The organism is Arthrobacter sp. Bi26, from assembly GCF_918697925.1.
Classification (GTDB): Bacteria; Actinomycetota; Actinomycetes; order Actinomycetales; family Micrococcaceae; genus Arthrobacter.
In genome coordinates this window covers 16897-34539 of sequence record NZ_CAKKMF010000027.1, presented here as the reverse complement: position 1 = coordinate 34539, position 17643 = coordinate 16897, and the positions used below count along the sequence as shown (strand labels likewise).

Sequence of the window (17643 nt, the reverse complement as noted above, 5' to 3'; positions counted from 1 at the left end):
AAGCTGTAAACGACGGAATTCGCATGTTTGGGGACAGAACAAATTCCCCGGTGAGGATCGTCATCGAACCCTAGGCGCCGCTTAAACTGCCGCGGGGCAGCTCCAGCCGGGCACGGCACTGCTACAGCCGACTTTTCGGGCTTTGTATTGCGGCTGGCCCGCTGATCATCCAGACTGGCTACAGATCCGCAGGAGATTGCTTCGGCCGATCCAGCCCGCCAAGTACTCCGGCCGGCCCCGCCCCATCAGAGAATGCCGGGCAACCCCTCTGGAACCACCGCTTCCCGCTCTCCGGCTGTGCCCGGTCCCGGAAGCCCGTGCCCGCTGAGAGCCCCGGCACTTCCCGCAGCGAAAGAGACCATGATGATCAAGCGCCACTCGGATGTCGTCCTGGAAGTCACTGCCCACGACCCGGACACCGTCGAGAACGACCTGAACGCCGCCGTGGAGATCGCACGTGAACACGCCATGAAGGAATGCCGACACGGCATCCTCGTTACCCAGCACGGTTACACCAGCTACACCGTCGTCGTAAGCCGCGATGTCCCCTACGGGCAGACACACGAACGGCGCGAAGAGCCCGCGACTCACGGATAGAGACGGATTCGGGTCCGGCATCTGGAGCGGGGTCGTCCTAGCCTTCGCGGTCGATGCAGTATGAGGGGCCGTTCATTTCGCGCGCGAGCTGGGACCGGTGCCGGCCCAGGAAACAGGAGTAGCAGGTGAACTCGTCCTCGCCACTGTCGTCATTCTCTTTCTGGCGTTTCTTGTCTGACGGGAATGCAAGGTATGCCGGGGGCCCGGTGTTTCTGTGCGGCGGGGACTGGCAGGCCTCGCCGGGGCCCGACAACTGGTCCCGGTCCCGGTCCCGGTCTTGGCCGGCAACGTGGGGAAACGCGCCCCAGCGCTGTCCCGGGAGTCCTTATTGGTCTTGCGCCTCCGGGGTCTCGGGTTCGGCCCATTCCAGCGCTGCGACGATGTGTCCTTCGTTGGGCAGTGCCTGTTGTTCGGCCGGGGGGAGGTTGTCGTAGGTGTAGGCGGCGACAGCCATGGGTGAGGTGGAGCGTCCCAGGCTGTACCGGACGCTGCGGTCGTTCTTGGTGCCGCAGATGAGGATCCCGATGGTTTCGTTATGGTGCTGGCGCCGGAGCACGTCGTCCACGAGCGCGACGTAGAAGTTGAGCTTGCCGGCATACTCGGGCTGGAACTTGCCGGTCTTGAGCTCAACGACGACGTAGCCCGTTGGCCGCACTAAGCCGGCACGGAGTGCCGGCTCGCCGGCAGCGGTCACCGATGCCCGCTCGCATAAGTTGCTTGAGGCGGCGGGGCGACTGACTGTATAGACGGGCGGTACACCATTGGCATTTGCGCTATCCGGTGAGAGGTCGCCAGAGCGGTGGAAGCGGGGGATTGAACTGTGGTGCAGATTTGCGGATAAGGCCTGAAAGCTTTGTCAGGCGGAGACCGGGATTCCCGGAGTGCTGGCGGTTGTGCCGGTCGTGGTTCCGGCAACCAGACAGCGGTCCGCCTCGCTCATGCCCTGGCGTCGTGTGTGCGGATGCGTGGTCTGAGACGGTGACATCAAGGCTCCATTGTTTTAGTTGTTCATCATGGCTGAGGGTGTGGTGGTTGAGTGAGCGGTGGGCCCGCCAGACAGCGCGGAGGATGGAAGCTCCTCCGGCCGCCGTGGCTGCAAGAGGGGTGCAAAGAACGCGGCGAGCTCGGCCGTTGCCGTGAGCGGCAAGACGTTGGCCACGTACTGGTCAGGACGAACGACTACCACGACGCCGCCGCGGTCGAGACCGCGCAGGTCGAAGATGTCCGCCGTCGGGTCTGTAGCGTAGACCTTTTCGTAATCCGTGAGCTGCAAGGGGCCGACTCGGGGTTTGAACGCCGCGGGTACGGCGCCGAAGTCGATGGCGGTATGGTCCTGCTGGTAGATCACGTTCACGTCGAACCAGGCATCGGGGTCGGCGCCCTCCGGGGTGGCGGCGAGCGGTGATTCCGGTGAGTTTGCGATCCAGTCGGCGAATTGTTCTGTAGGCGACGCGGTTCCGGCTTGCGGGGTTTGGGGCGTGGCCGGGTCGGCGAAGACGTAGATCCGCCACCGGCCATCCGCTTTCGCTTGGTGGCCGAGCTGCACCGGGTTGGCGTCGCAGACCCGTACAACGGGCGCGGACTTGAAGCGTTTGCCGACGGTGAAGCCGGTTGCCAGGTGCTGGTGTTCAGGGGCGGCCACCACCATGGACGGCGCGTACTCGGTCATGAACCCGGCCGGGAACTCGGCGGTGCGGACGTAGAAGTCCTCCAGCTCGGAGGGGTCTTCGAACTCCTCCGGCCTCTTGGCCATGAGGGTGGACCACTCTTTGTCGAAGTCGATGAGGTTCTTTGCCACCACCTGCCGCTCTGCGGAGTAGGTGGACAGCAGGCTTTCCGGGCTGCGGCCCTCGAGGACGTGTCCGAGCTTCCAGGCCAGGTTGAAGCCGTCCTGCATGGAGACGTTCATGCCCTGGCCGGCCTTGGCGCTGTGCGTGTGGCATGCGTCGCCGGTGATGAACACACGCGGTGTGCGGGTGCCGCGCTGCTCCGGCAGGACGTCGTCGAACCGGTCCGTGAGCCGGTGGCCCACCTCGTACACGCTGTGCCACGCGATGTTGCGGACGTCGAGGGTGTAGGGGTGGAGGATCTCGTTCGCCTTGTGGATGATTTCCTCGATGGTGGTGTTGCGCACGGCGCCCTTGTTGTTGGGGTCCACCTCACCGAGGTCAACGTACATCCTGAAGAGGTGGCCGCCTTCGCGAGGGATCAGCAGGATGCTGCCGCCGGAGCCGGACTGGATTGCGCACTTGAGGCGGATGTCCGGGAAATCGGTATTGGCGAGCACGTCCATAACGCCCCAGGCATGGTTGGCCTGATCCCCGGCGAGGGTGCAGCCGATCGACTCGCGCACCTTGCTGCGCGCGCCGTCCGCACCGACAACGTATTTGGCCCGGACAACGCGCTCCTGCCCCTCATTGGGGCCGGAGGTGTGGAGAAGGGTCACGGTGACGGGGTACTCCCCCTCGTCCGCGACGCTCAGGGAACGGAACTCAAAGCCATAGTCGGGTGACATGCGTGTGGGCGAGTCGGCCATGAACTCGGCAAAGTAGTCCAGTACACGGGCTTGGTTAACGACAAGGTGCGGGAACTCGCTGATTTCGGCGGGGTCATCCGGGGTGCGGGCAGTGCGGATGATGCGGGAGGGGTCCGCGGGGTCCGGCTTCCAGAACGCCGTCTCGGTGATCCGGTACGCCTCGGCGATGATCCTCTCGGCAAAGCCGAAGGCTTGAAAGGTCTCGACTGTGCGGGTCTGGATTCCGTCGGCCTGACCAATGGCGAGCCTCCCGGGGCGACGCTCCACGATGCGCGTGGCGACACCGGGGAACTGGGACAATTGCGCGGCCGCGAGCATGCCGGCAGGCCCGGTGCCGACAACCAACACATCGACCTCCTCCGGGAGCTCAGCCGGCCTGTTAATGCCGACTCCTGCTGCCGGCTGGACCCGCGGGTTCCCGGATACGTAACCGTGATGGTGAAACTGCACCGATTCCTCACTTCGTTGTAAGCGGTTAGCGTCGAAGTTCCTCAGAACTAGACGCTTGGTATCTGAAATTTTGACTATCCGCACTTGCCAAGGCGGTACGGACTCCAGGGATCCATCCCAAGTTACTGCTACTGTTGCGTGGCTTCACCGGGACAGGCCCGAACAGAAAAACGTCGGGCGGCGGGCATGGAGCCCGCGAACCTCGGAACGAACCTCCTGGGGATGCCCCGGGTTCAACGCCTGTGGTCGATCGCGGTACCCGTCCAGTTGCCGATGAACCAGCTGAAAGTTCGGGGTGTGCGTGGGGAAATCAGGGGCTATCCGGATTCAAGGCCCCCTGCGAAACAATATTGGCCGCCCCTTTAGTCTGTCCGTGAGGGCTGTTGCTCCATCGATGCAATGAGGCGGTAGCTGAATTCTTGGGCCACTTGGAGATGCTCGGGTTTCATGGTGCAGGATCTCAGGACAGTGGTGTAGTCACTATCAACTACGATCGAAGGATGGTTCCGCGCAAGCCACTTGCTGTCGACCCGATACAGTGCCAAGTGCCAGCCGTCCCGGGCCATGTCCGCAAACGCATCCTCTGTTGCCGCAGATATCTGGCTGCTCGTAGGACGTCGAGGGAAGGCACAAACGATGTCAAGTTCAGGTTCGACCACTAGCTCGGCGCCGTCGGCGGCTCTGATGATTTCAGCTACTTGCAGTGCGGCCCTTCGGCCGTCGGCGATATTCGATCCCATTCCGTCGCGTGACAACCCGAGAGCTTCAACCGTGGCCCAAAAAGCCGCCGCCGACGCCCCCGCTCTCGAGCACTCCAGACTGATCTCCCCAAGATGGAGGTCAGAAGATGTGAAGTAGGTGTAGGGGGAACTGTGCGAATAGAGCTTGCCGACAGATGGGTCAGCGAAGAGAACAGATCCGCATCCGTACGGTTGAAGTCCGTGCTTGTGCGGATCTACGACGATTGAATCCGCCCGGCGAACGGCTAGGAAGGGGGCAGGATCAACCAGCGGTTCCGGACCAGTTGCCAGGAGGGTGTGAAATCCTCCGTAAGCTGCATCGATATGTAGCCGGGCGCCGAATTCGGCTGCCAGGTCGGCGGCCTCATGGACTTGGTCCAGTGCACCAAGACCGGTCGTGCCCAGAGTCACGACAACGGTGCCGACCCCGCCTCGCGCCAGCCTAATCCTTAGATCCGCCATCGAAAGACGGCCCCGGTCGTCTTCCGGAATGGTCTCATGCGGGGTTCCGAGCAACCGGCACATGCGCTCGTGGGTGTAGTGGGCGTTGGTTCCGGACAGTATGACCTTACCTGGATGCAATTCCCTGGCAACCCAGAGCGCCTCAAGGTTAGCGATGGTGCCGGACGATGTCAGATGGCCCAGATGTTCCTCAAAACCGAACATCACTGCGAGTTTGGCCACGACTTCCTTTTCAAGAACCGCGGTGGCCGGGCCCCCGTCCAGAGCATGATTATTCGGATTGATCAATGCTGTGAGGGCCTGTGCAACCCAAGCCACGGGGTGCGGCGGTTTCAGGAGTTGTCCGATATATTTCGCATCCCCGTACGGATACATGTTGGCCAGTCGTTCAACCAGGGAAGACAGGGCGGCTGAGCCTGATGAGTCAATGCTTGGTCCTCCGGCCCACAAAGTGGCGTACGCCTCCAAGTCTTTGGCGCGCTGCCTTAGTTCGGCGATCACGTCGTCGTCCAACCGGACGTCTTGAGCCCTCATTAGTATCTCCTATCGTTCTAGCTGGTCCGGGGAGTCGGGTGGTGCAGCAACAGCTTGCGCAGCAGTTCGGCCAGGATCGAGGCTTCGGTTTCGGTGAGTCCCGCGGCCCAGGCCTGCTCGCGCTGGTTGTTGATCTGGCAGAGATCGGCCACCATTTGCTCGCCTTCGTCCGAAAGCTCCACTATGGTCTTGCGCTTGTCTTCTGGATCCGGCGCTCGGGTAACGAGCCCGGACTTCTGCAATGTGTTGAGCAGGCTGGACATGGAGGCCGTGGAAACGCTGGACAGCCGGGCGAGCTCGTTTGGGTTCACCTGTCCTACCGACCTGATGGTGAACAGCAGGCGGTAGCCGGCGAAGCTGATGCCCATGGGACGGTGCACCGAGACTTCCATGTCTGTGGTCATCCGGTTTGCGGCGCGGATGAGATTAAAGCACAACGCCATGGCGGGAGAATCGACGTCCGGGTACAGCTCGATGGCAGCGGTACGGGCCAATGATTCGTATTCGGAGGACCCGATGCGCTGTATCTTCTGGGTATTAGTGGTCATTCCGTCTCCAGAGTCTTTTTCGCGACGGTGACGCCGAACACGCGTATCTGCGCCAGATGCTGTTTCTTGCTCGCCGATGCTGATGTCAACGATGTTGTTGTGGCCCAATAGGATGTCACTGGGAGTACGTTCAGCACGCTGCCCTGAACGTCCCAGCCCATGGTGACCTGTCCCTCTTCGCCCTCGACTACGACAGCCAAGTTCTTGTAGGACTCGTCGAACGGGTACCGGCATCGGAAGCACTCCTCGACAGTGGCGAATTCCTCTGCGGCTGCAGCAATCACATTTTCTCCATGAGTAACCAAGCGATGGTGGCTGAATTTAGCTAGAAGTCTAGCCTATTTTTTCGAACCGCGCCAGCTCGAACTGAAGCGCGGCGCGCCCGCATTGGTATTTTTTTCCTGCACCATCCGCTTGACCAGCTGTTATCAGGCGGGTAAGACGCGGCTCATTAGAAGTTGTACTCGCCCACTTGCCACATATTTCGAGCACGGTCTTGTTCGCGCACTCCACCTGTGGCTTGTTGTCCATTGGAGTTTGTTAGCTATCTAGCGATTCTTTTCCAGGCATATATTGAGATCGGTACGTTTGCGAGAAAGGCATGCGGCGCCTACCAAACGACTCAATCTGCAGTGGAGAGCAGCCTGATCGGACCACGTATCGCAAACGATGCTTCGTTTACGGAGATCGCTGACACCGTTCACTGACGCGACTTGCCGATGTTGGCCAGATCCAGGCCAAGTATCTTGTGGATGGTCGTTTGCGATAGATGCAGTCGCTGCGTTCACTAGTGAGTTGTCGGAATCCGACAAAGACTGAGAAGAGACACAATCCCCGCAGCAACCGATGCTGAGTCGAGGTCGCAAACGGGTACGGGAAGAGCGGCGGGACACGCGTTTGCATGCCCTCCGCCGCTCTTCCTTTGTGGGTTCATTTGCTGAAGCCTGCTGTCACGCCGGCGACGAGCTGGCGGCGGCCAACGATATAGACAAAGACGAGTGGCAGGGCGGAGAGGACGACCGCGGCGAGGATGGCCGGGGTGTTGATGGTGAACTCTCCCTGGAACGCCCATAGTGATAGTGGCAGCACTCGGTTTGCCGCACTCTGGGTCAGGATCAGCGGGAAGAGGAAGCTGTTCCAGACGTTGAGCGCGTTGTACACGGCGATTGTGGCGATTGCCGGGCGGATCAGCGGGAACGCCAGGCGGTGAATGAGTGACGGCCAACAACTGGCCACCGGAAACAGCAAAAGGACGACACATAACCCTAGATATTCCAGCAAGCAGAGGGCCCACCGGCCAGGGCCCAGATCCCGCCACCCACACAAGCGAACAGGCCACCGCGGCGCCAGCCACAAACCGCGGACAACGTCGGAGGAACCCGCGGAGGGTCAATGTCCACACATTAAAGCAAAACCCCTCTGACGAAGGGTTATGCGTGCCCGAGGGGGCCTGCTGCCGCCTAGCATGCTCGTCGCGTAGCGTGCTCGTTGGGCGATGCGAGCAGTGGCGAGCACTCCCCCAGCGAACGGCTGTCATGTTGTGCGCTGCGCGTCCAGGATCACGCCTTGAGCCACCTGAACTGATGCCCCCAGCTCTTTCTCGGACCGGTAGCAGGCGTCGATAATCCGCGCTACGGCAAGGGCATCCGTGACCGGTGCCACCACAGATTCACCAGTGCGGATGCTGTCGATCCATCCGCGCATTTCCGTGCGGAAATTGCTGATGTTCTCCAACTCGGGCAGCTCAGAGAACTTGTTCGCATCAGTACGGGCGAACGGCGGAGTGAAATAGCTCTGCGTCCATTCGGTCCAGCCGGCGGACCAACCGGCCCGGTCCTTCTCGACGTAGACCCTTAGCTTTTGGGGAAGGACGCCGATCCCGATCATTCCAGCGGTGCCGTAGACGGATATACCTGAGCTTTCGAACCATTCGAGTCGGTCATGGCTGTCGAAGCTGAACGTAGCGGACATGTCGGGGTAATTCAGCAGCACAGCCGCGGAGTCCTCGCGGCTCGACTCGTCGGAGAGCATCGGGGACTTGTGCACTCGCGCATTGACGGACTCCGGCACCCCAAACATGCTGACCAGGGAATCGAGCATGTGGCACCCGATGATCCACAGCGCCCCGCCCATGTCCCCCGGTTGGTTGAGATGTGCTGTGAGATGCTCCCCGGCCAGGGAGGCACCTCTGGCCGACACGCTGACCACGTTCCCGATGGTCCCGGCGCCTATGAGCTCCTTTGCCCGAGTGACCGACTGTGCCAGGCGGACGTTGTAGCCGACCTGGACTACCAATCCCGGAGCGGCCAGGGTCTCCGCCTCGGCCAGCTTCAGCAGGTCATCGACTGTTCCGCCGCCCGGCTTCTCTACGACGACAGATTTTCCCGCGGCGAGGGCCCGCAGAGCATGGGGGACCATGTCCTTGCTCTTGGAATGCACCATGATCGCGGTGATGCGGTCGTCCTGGAGCACCCCGTCGATGTCGCGGGCCTCCATGTCGTACTTGTTGGTGAAGTACTTCAGTCGCGGATCGTCGTCTGCGGCAGCCACCACCTCGACGCCTGCTATTTCGCGGAGGGCGCGGACCCGCGCGGAAGCGTGCGGGTGGGTGATTCCCAGAAGTCCTACGGCGATCGGTTTCAAAGTGCTGTCTCCTGTCGATTTTTACTACCGGGGCTTTGGTCATGGTGTTGGATCTGGCGGCTACCTTGCAGGCCAGGTTCTGTTGTTTGTGCCCCTAGGCCTCAGCGGTCACCTATGGGCTGCGCTCTCATCCGGCTCATCGTGCCACCAGCCTTCCCAGGGGAATGACGCCAGGACTCCCTGGGGGAACCCCGTCTCCATTGGGCTGTCCTGCGCGATCAGGTCGCCGCCGTAACCAGCGCCGTCGACCAGAACGGAAATTCGGTGGAGCAGCAATCTCATCGTTTTCTCCCAGACTGAGTAACCAGGTTTATCGGCGTTTGAGCAGACCAAAGGTTGCGGGTCTGGTTGTTCGTGACCTCGGCCTGAAGGTTTACAAAGTCCCGCTCTTTCAGGCCGCACTGAGGTAAGAGAGGTCAAAGCGTTGGTCGTGACCGCTTGGCGAGGTCCATCGGATCGACATAAGTCCTGGTTACCTCGGCCCTGGTGAACAACCTGCGACCGTGCCCGCCGTTGAGAAGCACCCACAGATACTCACCGTCAGCAGATGCAGCGTCAACAATCCCGGAGTGGGAAGATTTGGCGCAAACCACCCAGACGTGATCACCCGGGCAGAGCTCGCCCCAGTGAGCAGGGGTGGCCGAATTGTTTGCATGAGCCTCGCCAGCGGGCTCCTTGCCCCAATTCTGTGTGGATGACGAATTCAACTGGGACTCCGTTTCAAGGCTCCGTGAGTGCATGTGATGGTTTTTTTCTGTTGCTCGTCTTACTTATGCGACCGGCGAGACCGGGTTGTCCTGCTGATGGTTTCGCCGGCCGACCACCACCCAAATTGCGATGCAATCTTCGTTGAAAGGGTTGCTGAGCCGGTGAGGGGCGGAAGAGACGAAGTTGATGCTGTCTCCGGCGCTAAGTGTTCCCATGGAGGACCCGGCCTCCACGTTGAGTCTTCCTTCAAGAATGTGGAAGTATTCATGTCCCCCGTGCCGCATGAGGTTATCCGGCGGGCAGGATTCAGTGCCGCTTCCGTACGTGACGCGAAGCAGTTCCACATTGGGGTCGTTCTCCGCAGTGAGTCGCTCCCAGAGGACACCATCGACACGGAGTTTTGGACGGTTCTTCGCTTCCAGAAGTCCAGGAAGTTCGTTACTCCCTGTAGATGGCACCAGAGGTGTCACCGCACCTTCGGATGACCAGGGCCGCCCGTCTTCAAAGACGGCTGGAGTTTCAACAACCCGAAGACTGGTACCTGCCGACGGAAATTGCCCCGCATCCTGCAGTACCGCATCAAGGGACAAGCCCAGTGCTGATACGAGGGCGTAAAGGGTTCCGACAGACGGTGTTGTGCGGCCCAGCTCGACCTGTGAAACGAGGCTGGCGGAGACGTCCACACGGCGCGCAAGCTCGCGTACGGAGAGCTTGGCGCTCTGCCGGGCGTCACGAAGACGCATGCCAAGCTGGATGGCGGCGTCCGATCGTGCCTCCGGGGCTGGTGCGCTCATGGTGTTCCGCTTCTCTTGTAAGGCTCCGTGGCAAACCTGGCCCACGCGCCACCCTGCAGGGTGGCAGGTGGGCCAGGCTTACGCGGATTAGCTCGGGTTAGACCTTTTCGGACTGTTCCGCGGCGATCAGTTGGGACGCTGCCTCGAGTGTCGCCGCGGCTGAATCGTGGGCGCGTGCCAATGCCTGATCCAACGGCAACAGGCGGTGTGATTCCGCGAGTATTTCCACGCCCCAGTGACCCCGCCAGCCGGCTTCGTAGATGGCCTTGACGAAGCTGACGGTGTCCAGATCGCCCTCGCCAGGGTAAAGCCGCTCATTGATGGTGTCTTCCCACAGCGAACCGACGACGTCTTTGCGGGCATCATCGATTTCGACGATGAAGACTTTGTCCATGGGCAGGATCGCGGCCAGGTCTTCGTAGCGGGTGCCGCCGCGGCTGGTGTGCCAGGTATCGACGGTGAGCCCGCCGTGCGGGTTGTTGACCTCGCTGATGAACTTCGCGCCGATTTCGATCGTCTTGAGGTTGTTCATCGGCATGGGCTCCAAAGCGACGCGCGTGCCCACTTCCCCGGCCTGAGTGGCGAGCCGGTCGAATTCCTGGTGGAACGCGGTTTCATCGACAGGCGCCGGCTCACCTTCGAGGGCCAGTTCGGCGCCGATCTTGATGGTCTTGACGCCGAGTATCTCTGCAGCGTTGAACAGGACCTTACGCCAGCGATCGGATTCTTCGCGTTCGGGGCCGGTCTTCCACCAGTCCGCGAGGAATTCCATCTCGACGTGGACGATGCCGTTGTCGTCCAGCAGCTGGCGGAGCCCCTTGAGACCAATGGTCTTTTCAATCTCCGGAAGGTCGGCGTGGATAAAGCCCAGTCCCTTCCAGCCTGCCTTGGCGGCAGCCTCAACCCGGGTGCGCACGTCGATAGGGCTCGTCTCATCGCCCCGAAGCGGGGCGGCGTTGCCTGCCCAGGTCCAGCAGGAGGCCAGGAGGTCCCGGTTCTGAATGATGTTCGTGTCGTTCACGTTCGTCCTTTGTTAGTTGGCTTTGTGGGTTGAGGAGGCGGCCACGCCGTCGGCGTTGGTGGCATCCGGGGCAAGCATGACCTTCGTTTCCCGGCTTGAGTCCTGTGCCCTTTGGAGGGCTTCGTCTCCGCGGGAGAACGGGACGACGGTGGAGACGATCTCACCGAGATTGAGGCGGGTGTTTGCCACGTACCGGATTGCTGCGGGCCATACTGCTACCGGCGCCCCGGTGGAGCTGGTAATCAAGAGGTTTCGTTCCTGCACCAGGCCCAGGCGAGCAGGCGCGAATTTTGGAGTGGAAACACCCATCAGCAGAACCCGACCATTGAGGTCGGCGCTCTCAAGGGCAGCCGCCTGCGCAGCGGAATTTCCGGAGGCTTCGATGACCACGTCAGCAAACGGTCGGCCGACTGCCTGTTCCGCGGCTGCGGTAGCGACAGTCTCCTCCAACGGGTTCACTGCGGCCTTGGCTCCCAGTCTGATCGCCATCTCACGCCGCAGCGGGCTGGGATCGAACGCGACTACCTGGGCGCCGGCGGTAACAGCCTGGATCACTGCATTCAGGCCGATGGCTCCGAGCCCGTGCACATGGACGGTATCGGCGGCACTGATGCCGCCAATCTTGGTCAGCCCATTCAACACGCAGGCGAAAGGTTCAATAACTGCAGCCGTGAGCATGTCCACCTCGTCAGGGATGTGGAAGCACATATCGGCCGGGACGGTGAACAGTTCAGCTGCGGCTCCATCGTGGGTGACCCCGAACCAGTCGTTGCCGCCCAGGTGTCCGTGCCCAAGGACCCGGTCCCCCCGATGAAACCCTTCAACGCCGGCGCCAACCTCCACGACAATTCCTGACCATTCATGGCCCAAGACGTGCGGGTAATTGATCTTGAAGGTCTCCGGCATGCTGCCGTGCAGGATTTCGATATCAGTGCCGCACACCCCCACGTAAGCGGGCCGTACAAGGAGCTCAGCGGGTTTGGTCGCAGTGATGGCTGCAGTGCCGGGTTCGACTGTGATGGTGCCGCCGGCGTCTTGGCGGACCAGGACGGCCGGGACGGTCCCCGGCGGAGGTGCCGCGGGCGCCGTACGCACTTCGTTGACGGTCTCAGACATGTTGTGTTCTTTCTGTGGGTTCAGGCAACAGGGAGGAATGAGGACGTTGCTTAGACGTCGCTGCCGTGAAGGGCGGCCGTGACGAGTTCCCGGATGCCCTCGGGGGTCACTTCCCGCGGGTTGGCGTAAGGGTTCTTTGTGGCGATTTCGACGATCTTTTCGACGTCGGATTCCTTCAGGCCCAGTTCAGCCAGGGACGAGGGTGCGCCGAGGGCCACGCTCAGCTTCTTGAAGTGGGCCGCCGGGTTGTCTGCCCCGGTGGCGCGCTGCAGGGCCGCGATCGCTTGGGGGGCGTGCTGGGCGTTGTAGGCCAGGGCGTAGGGCAGTACGACAGTGTGGGTTTCGGCGTGGGGAAGGTTGAAGGTCCCGCCGAGTGTGTGGCACAGCTTGTGGTGCAGCGACATCGTAGTCGCGCCGAGGGTGGCCCCGCAGAGCCACGCGCCGTACAGCGCATCGGAGCGGGCGTCGATGTTGGATGGGTCTTCCACGATCTTTGGCATCGCTTCGAGGAGGGCACGGGTGCCCTCCTCGGCCATCAGGGAGATGATGGGCGAACCGTCCGGTGCGTACAGCGCTTCCACAGCGTGGGCGATGGCGTTGAATCCGCTGGTGACCGACATGCTCACCGGGAGGGAAACAGTGAGTTCGGGGTCGTAGATGACACTGGTGGGCAGGACCTTGGAGTCGCGTCCGGTCCTTTTCTCCCCGTCGGCGGTCAGGCCCCATACGGGCGTCATTTCGGAGCCGGCGTAGGTTGTGGGTACGGCAATGATGGGCTGGCCGAACTCAAGCGCGATGGCCTTGCCCAGGCCAGTTGTGGACCCGCCGCCGACCGCAACGTAACCGTCGGCCTGGGCAGCGGCAGCTACTTCACGCGCTTTGTGGGCGGATTCGATGGGCACATGCATTTCAGCTTCGGCGTGCACACCGGCGCTGAGCTCGCCCAGCTGTTGAGAAATCCTTTCGGCCATATCCGCTTGGAAGGGTGTAGCCAGGACCAGGACACGCTTGAGGCCAAGGTTGACGACTTCGTCGTTAAGTGAGGCAAGTGAGCCGGCTCCGAAACGGACGCGCATCGGAAGTGCCTGGTACTGAAAATCCTTCATCGGGTGTTCTCCTGTGCTTCGATAATCCGTGCAGTGGACGGGGACATCACGGCGGTGTGGATCATGTCCGGGTCGACGAGCTCGGGGTGGATGACAATGTCGATCACTGCCTCCATAAACGGTGGGGTGAGACCGTAGCGGGCTGCGTCGGCCTCTGAGGTGTTGGGCACGAATTCGGCGATCAGGCTCTGCTTCACGGCGAAAACGGCGTCGGAATCGATGTAGTCGCTCCCGCTAACAAAAATGTGCGTCGTCAGTTCCCGGAAACCCGGCGCGCCCACGATGAAGTGGATGTGCGCCGGCCTGTTCGGGTGCCGGGCAGTCGCGTGCAGCAGGTCCCCGACAGGGCCGTCGGTCGGGATCGGGTAATAGCTGGGGATGACGCTGCGGAAGTAGAACTCTCCGGCGGCGTTGGACGTGAACAGGCCGCGGCCGTTGCCGATGCTTTGGATGCCGGGTTGCTGAACGTCGTAGAAGCCCTTGGTGTTTGCCTGCCAGATGTCGATGGCGGCATTGGGGACGGGCTCACCGGTGACGGAGAGGATGCGCCCCCTGACCAGGCAGATGTCTCCTTCGCTTTCCGGGGAGGCGTTCTCGCCAAGTTCACGCTTTGGGGATTCGACCATGTGGAAAGGACCCAGGACAGTGGAGTCGGTGGCGTCCGGAGTTTCGGCGTCATTGAGGGTTTCCACCATCATGGACACGCCCAGCACGTCGGAGAGGAGGATGAACTCCTGCCGGACAGAGTCGCACTTCTGGCCTGTGGCGGTCAGGAAGTTGATGGCGGTTTCCCATTCGTCGATCGTGGGTTCAATCTCCCTGACGAAGTTGTGAAGGTGGGTGGTGAGGCTGGTCAGGATGGTCCGAAGCCGGTCATCAGGGGTATTGCGGAAACTGTCGATGACAGCGGCAGTCAGTGTGCCGGGGCCGAGGTCCGTGCTCATGGTGGTTCCTTCCTTGGAGCTGGGGCGGCTGGTAAGTCGTGCTCAGATGCTGGTGAATCCGCCGTCGACAACGAGTTGCGCGCCGGTGATGTAGGAGGCCTTGTCGGAGGCGAGATAGACGATCGCATCGGCGACTTCGCTGGCGCGCCCGGCCCTGTGCATGGGGGTCTTGGCGATCAGCTCATCGGAGATGGCCTGGTCCTGGTTTTCCGTCAACGGGCTAGTGATCAACCCGGGGTGGACCGAGTTCACGCGGATCCCCTGCGCTGCCCACGTGGCGGAGGCGTTCTTTGTCATCATGGTCACGGCACCCTTGGATGCCTGGTAGGCGGCGACGCCGGCTGCTCCGACAAGTCCCCAGATGGACGAGACATTCACGATGGATCCGGATTCCTGCGCCAGCATGGCCGGTGCGACGGAGCGCATTCCCAGGAAGACACCGGTCTGGTTGACGGAGATGATCCGGTGCCAGTCCTGGATGTCGATATCCGTGATCGATTCGTACGATCCGACCAGGCCTGCGTTGTTGATCAGGACGTCGATGCGGCCGTGGGCCTGGAGCACTTCTTCCGTGAGTGCCTTCCAGTCGTCTTCTTCGGCGACGTCGAGGCGCCGCCATTGGATGGCCCCGTCAGCTGCGTCGCCGGCGGCTATGTCGGCTCCGTAGACGGTTGCACCCTGTGCGGCAAGTGCCAGTGCTGTGGCGTGGCCGATGCCGCTGGCCGCGCCGGTGACGATGGCGACCTTTCCGTCAAAGGATGGTGAACTCACGGTGTGTGCTCCTTGCTTTCAGAAGTGGCGGGATTGGTTAGACGACGCGGCGGGTGCGCCGGGAACCGGCCAGGTAGTTGAAGATCAGGGCGCTGAGGATGATCAGACCGTAGATGGCCTGGATCCAGAACGAGGGCACCTGGGACAGGACGAGGATGTTCTGGATGATGCCCAGTAGCAGCACGCCACTGAGTGCGCCGATCATGGAGCCCTTGCCACCATTGAGGCTGATGCCACCGATGACAGCCGCTGCGAAGACGGTGAAGATGAGGCCGTCGCCCTGGTTGGCCGTCACGGAAGCGATACGGCCGGTGAGCATGAGGCCGGCGAACGCGGCGATGACCGCGCCGGCGACGAAGACGCCGATGGTAAGGCGCAGTGTTTTGATGCCTGCTGCTGCTGCGGCGGCGTTGTTGCCGCCCATGGCGTAGAGCTTGCGCCCGACCGGGTGGCTGCGCATGAATACTGCGGCGGCGACCAGGAAGATCACGAAGAGCCAGATCTGGATGGAGATGCCCAGCCACTTGGTGTTGCCGAGGGCGAGGAATTCAGCGGGGAGCCCCGAGAGGGTCTTGCCGCCGGACAGGCCCATGGTCAGGCCGCGGAGCAAGGTGAGCATGGCGAGGGTGACGATGAAGGCGTTGAGTTTCAGCTTGCCGACAAGGAACCCGTTGATCAATCCCACCACGATGGAAAGCACGAGCATCGCCCCGAACGCGGCCCAAGGTGACCATCCCCAGCCGGAGCCGCCGACCGCGGCGGGCAGGACCAGCCACACGGCAAGCATCGGAGCCAGGCCCACCACGGACTCGAGCGAAAGATCGAAGTAGCCCGAGATCAGGATGATGCTTTCGGCGATGACCACGATGCCAAGTACGGCGGAGGTCACAAGGACGTTGTTGAGTAGGTTGTTCGCTGTGAGGAACTGGGGCGACAGGAAGGCGCCGATGACCATGGCCACGATGATGGCGGGCAGCAGCGCAAGCTCCCGGGCCCAGCCGGAGGAGCGGGCCTGGTCGATGATGTTGAGGGGCCGGCGGCTGGTCGGCGTACCCGCAACGGTCGGGGTATGCGTGGACATTGGAGTTTCTCCTTGGTTCTTTGGCTCATTGGTCGTGGGCTGCAGGGGCGGGGCTGACATTGTCATGCCGCGGCCTCCGCCCCTTGGATGGCGCCTACGAGTTCCCACTCTTCGTAGCCGGCGTTGAGTTCGGCGTGAATTTCGCCCTTGTACATGACGATGACCCTGTCGCAGATTTCCAGGTCGGTGTCGTCGGTGGAGACGATCAGCAGCGCTCGTCCGCTGTCACGCAGCGCCCGAAGTGATTCGTAGATGGATTCCTTCGCTGTCACGTCGACACCGGCGGTGGGGTGGACGAGGACGAGTGTGTCCGGGTTTGAAGCGAGGGCCCGTGCGAGCACGACCTTTTGCTGGTTGCCTCCGGAGAGCTCTTCGACGGCCTGGGTGGGTCCGTCGCATTTGATGGACCACGCGCCGGAGAGTTCCGTGAAGCGTTCGCGGCGCCGTCCCGAACTGATGAGGCCGCCACGGCCGCGGAGCCGGTCGACGATGGTCAGGGTGGCGTTTTCTTCGACGGACAGTTCCGGGACGTAGCCGTTGACGTGGCGGTCTTCGGGAACGAAGCCAATTCCGGCGTTGATCGTTTTGATGACGTTTCCGTGCCCGAGGGTGTGGCCGTTGTGTTCAACGGTTCCCGCATCGAGTGCCAGCTGACCTGCGATTGCCTGGGCGAGCTGGACGTGGCCTGCGCCATCGAGACCTGTGAGGCCGACGCATTCGCCAGCGCGGACCGTCAGGTTGGCTTCCAGGACGCGGGAGCCGACGCCGACGCCGGTCACGGTGAGTCGCGTTTCGCCAAGCTGGTCCTGGCGGTTACTGGTGGCGGCAGTATCTTTCCTAGCAGCTGCAGCTTCTTGCTCCGTCACACCGGCCATGACGTTGACGATCCGGTTGACGGTGAGGTCGGCTGTCTGGGCGGTCAGGACGTCGCGTCCGTCGCGCAGGATGGTGACAGAGTCGCAGACCTTGAAGATTTCTTCCAGGTGGTGGGAGACGTAGATGACGGTCACCCCGCGCTGGCGGAGGCTGTTGATCTGGGCGAATAGTTCATGGGAAGCCCCCTCGTCGAGGCCGGCCGTCGGTTCGTCCAGAAGGAGGATCCGCGGTCCCCGGGACAGTGCCCGGCATACTTCGACGATTTTCTTTTCCAGCGGTTCAAGGTCCTCGACGTTTTTGTCGACGATGCGCTCGTAACCCCAGTCCTTGAGCTGGTCGGTTGCCGCCTTGCGCATCGCCGGCCAGTCCACGCTCCCCCACCGCTTGCGTGGGTAAGCGCCAAGGCTGATGTTTTCCGCCACGGTCAGTTCCGGCACGAGGGTGCTTTTCTGATACACGCAAGCGATGGAATCGGATCCGGGACCTTCAGTAATTTCACCGTCCGCGCCCTGAATGTGGATGCTTCCGGCGTCCGGAGTCACCAGCCCGGTAAGCATCGCAATCAAAGTGGACTTTCCGGCACCGTTCCGGCCGAGAAGGGCCCGGGATTCGCCTGAACGAACGGTCAGGTTGGCATCTGTCAACGCCTGGGTCGATCCGAAAGATTTCTGTAGTCCGCGGATCTCGATGGCATTCTGGGTGTTAGCTGTGACCAC

The 17643-nt window shown here is 62.0% G+C and carries 16 protein-coding genes and 2 pseudogenes; 1 reads left to right on the top strand and 17 read right to left on the bottom strand.

From position 1 onward, the window contains the following. The first annotated feature begins 360 nt into the window (after window positions 1-360). Window positions 361-597: a hypothetical protein gene (locus LQV16_RS09425; RefSeq protein ID WP_229993626.1), complete on the top strand. Its 237-nt coding sequence runs from the start codon at window positions 361-363 to the stop codon at window positions 595-597. A 37-nt stretch (window positions 598-634) separates the two neighbouring features. Here LQV16_RS09425 and LQV16_RS09420 read toward each other — a convergent pair. The 17 genes and pseudogenes from LQV16_RS09420 to LQV16_RS09340 form a co-directional block, all read right to left on the bottom strand. Beyond that, window positions 635-736 (bottom strand): annotated as a pseudogene (locus tag LQV16_RS09420) (DUF4193 family protein); the annotation flags it as partial. 186 nt (window positions 737-922) lie between these two features. Next, the gene (locus LQV16_RS09415) at window positions 923-1291 is read right to left on the bottom strand and encodes a PDDEXK nuclease domain-containing protein (protein WP_229993625.1); all 369 of its coding nucleotides are present in this window, start codon (window positions 1289-1291) and stop codon (window positions 923-925) included. Between the two features lie 306 nt (window positions 1292-1597). After that, window positions 1598-3583: an FAD-binding monooxygenase gene (locus LQV16_RS09410; protein ID WP_229993624.1), complete on the bottom strand. Its 1986-nt coding sequence runs from the start codon at window positions 3581-3583 to the stop codon at window positions 1598-1600. A gap of 362 nt (window positions 3584-3945) precedes the next feature. After that, complete coding sequence (locus LQV16_RS09405) at window positions 3946-5319, bottom strand: aminotransferase class I/II-fold pyridoxal phosphate-dependent enzyme (protein WP_229993623.1); 1374 nt, start codon at window positions 5317-5319, stop codon at window positions 3946-3948. A gap of 17 nt (window positions 5320-5336) precedes the next feature. Then, window positions 5337-5867, bottom strand: coding sequence for a MarR family transcriptional regulator (locus tag LQV16_RS09400; RefSeq protein ID WP_229993622.1), 531 nt, complete (start codon window positions 5865-5867; stop codon window positions 5337-5339). Continuing rightward, window positions 5864-6151 (bottom strand): hypothetical protein, encoded by a 288-nt coding sequence (locus LQV16_RS09395; protein WP_229993621.1) that lies wholly within the window; start codon window positions 6149-6151, stop codon window positions 5864-5866. Before LQV16_RS09395 ends, LQV16_RS09400 begins: the two co-directional genes overlap by 4 nt. Before the next feature lie 49 nt (window positions 6152-6200). Next, window positions 6201-6398 carry a hypothetical protein gene (locus tag LQV16_RS09390; RefSeq protein ID WP_229993620.1) on the bottom strand — a complete coding sequence of 66 codons (198 nt, stop codon included), beginning with the start codon at window positions 6396-6398 and terminating at the stop codon, window positions 6201-6203. 399 nt (window positions 6399-6797) lie between these two features. Further along, window positions 6798-7073: pseudogene (locus LQV16_RS09385) on the bottom strand (carbohydrate ABC transporter permease); the annotation flags it as partial. A 327-nt stretch (window positions 7074-7400) separates the two neighbouring features. After that, entirely contained in the window at window positions 7401-8510 is a 1110-nt protein-coding gene (locus tag LQV16_RS09380) for a Gfo/Idh/MocA family oxidoreductase (RefSeq protein ID WP_229993619.1), read from the bottom strand. Between the two features lie 770 nt (window positions 8511-9280). Further along, window positions 9281-10012, bottom strand: coding sequence for an XRE family transcriptional regulator (locus tag LQV16_RS09375; RefSeq protein WP_229993618.1), 732 nt, complete (start codon window positions 10010-10012; stop codon window positions 9281-9283). Window positions 10013-10109: 97 nt separating this feature from the next. Next, window positions 10110-11033, bottom strand: coding sequence for a sugar phosphate isomerase/epimerase family protein (locus LQV16_RS09370; protein WP_229993617.1), 924 nt, complete (start codon window positions 11031-11033; stop codon window positions 10110-10112). A gap of 12 nt (window positions 11034-11045) precedes the next feature. Continuing rightward, complete coding sequence (locus LQV16_RS09365; RefSeq protein ID WP_229993616.1) at window positions 11046-12149, bottom strand: medium chain dehydrogenase/reductase family protein; 1104 nt, start codon at window positions 12147-12149, stop codon at window positions 11046-11048. Window positions 12150-12199: 50 nt separating this feature from the next. Then, window positions 12200-13255, bottom strand: a complete 1056-nt coding sequence (locus LQV16_RS09360) for a maleylacetate reductase (RefSeq protein ID WP_229993615.1) — start codon at window positions 13253-13255, stop codon at window positions 12200-12202. Beyond that, window positions 13252-14199 (bottom strand): dioxygenase, encoded by a 948-nt coding sequence (locus LQV16_RS09355; protein ID WP_229993614.1) that lies wholly within the window; start codon window positions 14197-14199, stop codon window positions 13252-13254. The genes LQV16_RS09360 and LQV16_RS09355 overlap by 4 nt, the downstream gene beginning before the upstream one ends. A gap of 42 nt (window positions 14200-14241) precedes the next feature. Beyond that, on the bottom strand, window positions 14242-14970 hold the full coding sequence (locus LQV16_RS09350) for an SDR family NAD(P)-dependent oxidoreductase (protein ID WP_229993613.1): 729 nt from the start codon (window positions 14968-14970) through the stop codon (window positions 14242-14244). A 37-nt stretch (window positions 14971-15007) separates the two neighbouring features. Beyond that, window positions 15008-16051, bottom strand: coding sequence for an ABC transporter permease (locus LQV16_RS09345; protein WP_229993612.1), 1044 nt, complete (start codon window positions 16049-16051; stop codon window positions 15008-15010). A gap of 62 nt (window positions 16052-16113) precedes the next feature. Continuing rightward, a complete protein-coding gene (locus LQV16_RS09340; protein WP_229993611.1) occupies window positions 16114-17643 on the bottom strand; it encodes a sugar ABC transporter ATP-binding protein in 1530 nt (509 codons plus the stop codon).

Bases quoted from the DNA above. Each gene is read 5' to 3' on its own strand.
- LQV16_RS09425 (WP_229993626.1), top strand. From the start codon at position 361: ATGATGATCAAGCGCCACTCGGATGTCGTCCTGGAAGTCACTGCCCAC.
- LQV16_RS09405 (WP_229993623.1), bottom strand. From the start codon at position 5,319: ATGAGGGCTCAAGACGTCCGGTTGGACGACGACGTGATCGCCGAACTA.
- LQV16_RS09400 (WP_229993622.1), bottom strand. From the start codon at position 5,867: ATGACCACTAATACCCAGAAGATACAGCGCATCGGGTCCTCCGAATAC.
- LQV16_RS09390 (WP_229993620.1), bottom strand. From the start codon at position 6,398: ATGGACAACAAGCCACAGGTGGAGTGCGCGAACAAGACCGTGCTCGAA.
- LQV16_RS09375 (WP_229993618.1), bottom strand. From the start codon at position 10,012: ATGAGCGCACCAGCCCCGGAGGCACGATCGGACGCCGCCATCCAGCTT.
- LQV16_RS09365 (WP_229993616.1), bottom strand. From the start codon at position 12,149: ATGTCTGAGACCGTCAACGAAGTGCGTACGGCGCCCGCGGCACCTCCG.
- LQV16_RS09360 (WP_229993615.1), bottom strand. From the start codon at position 13,255: ATGAAGGATTTTCAGTACCAGGCACTTCCGATGCGCGTCCGTTTCGGA.
- LQV16_RS09355 (WP_229993614.1), bottom strand. From the start codon at position 14,199: ATGAGCACGGACCTCGGCCCCGGCACACTGACTGCCGCTGTCATCGAC.
- LQV16_RS09345 (WP_229993612.1), bottom strand. From the start codon at position 16,051: ATGTCCACGCATACCCCGACCGTTGCGGGTACGCCGACCAGCCGCCGG.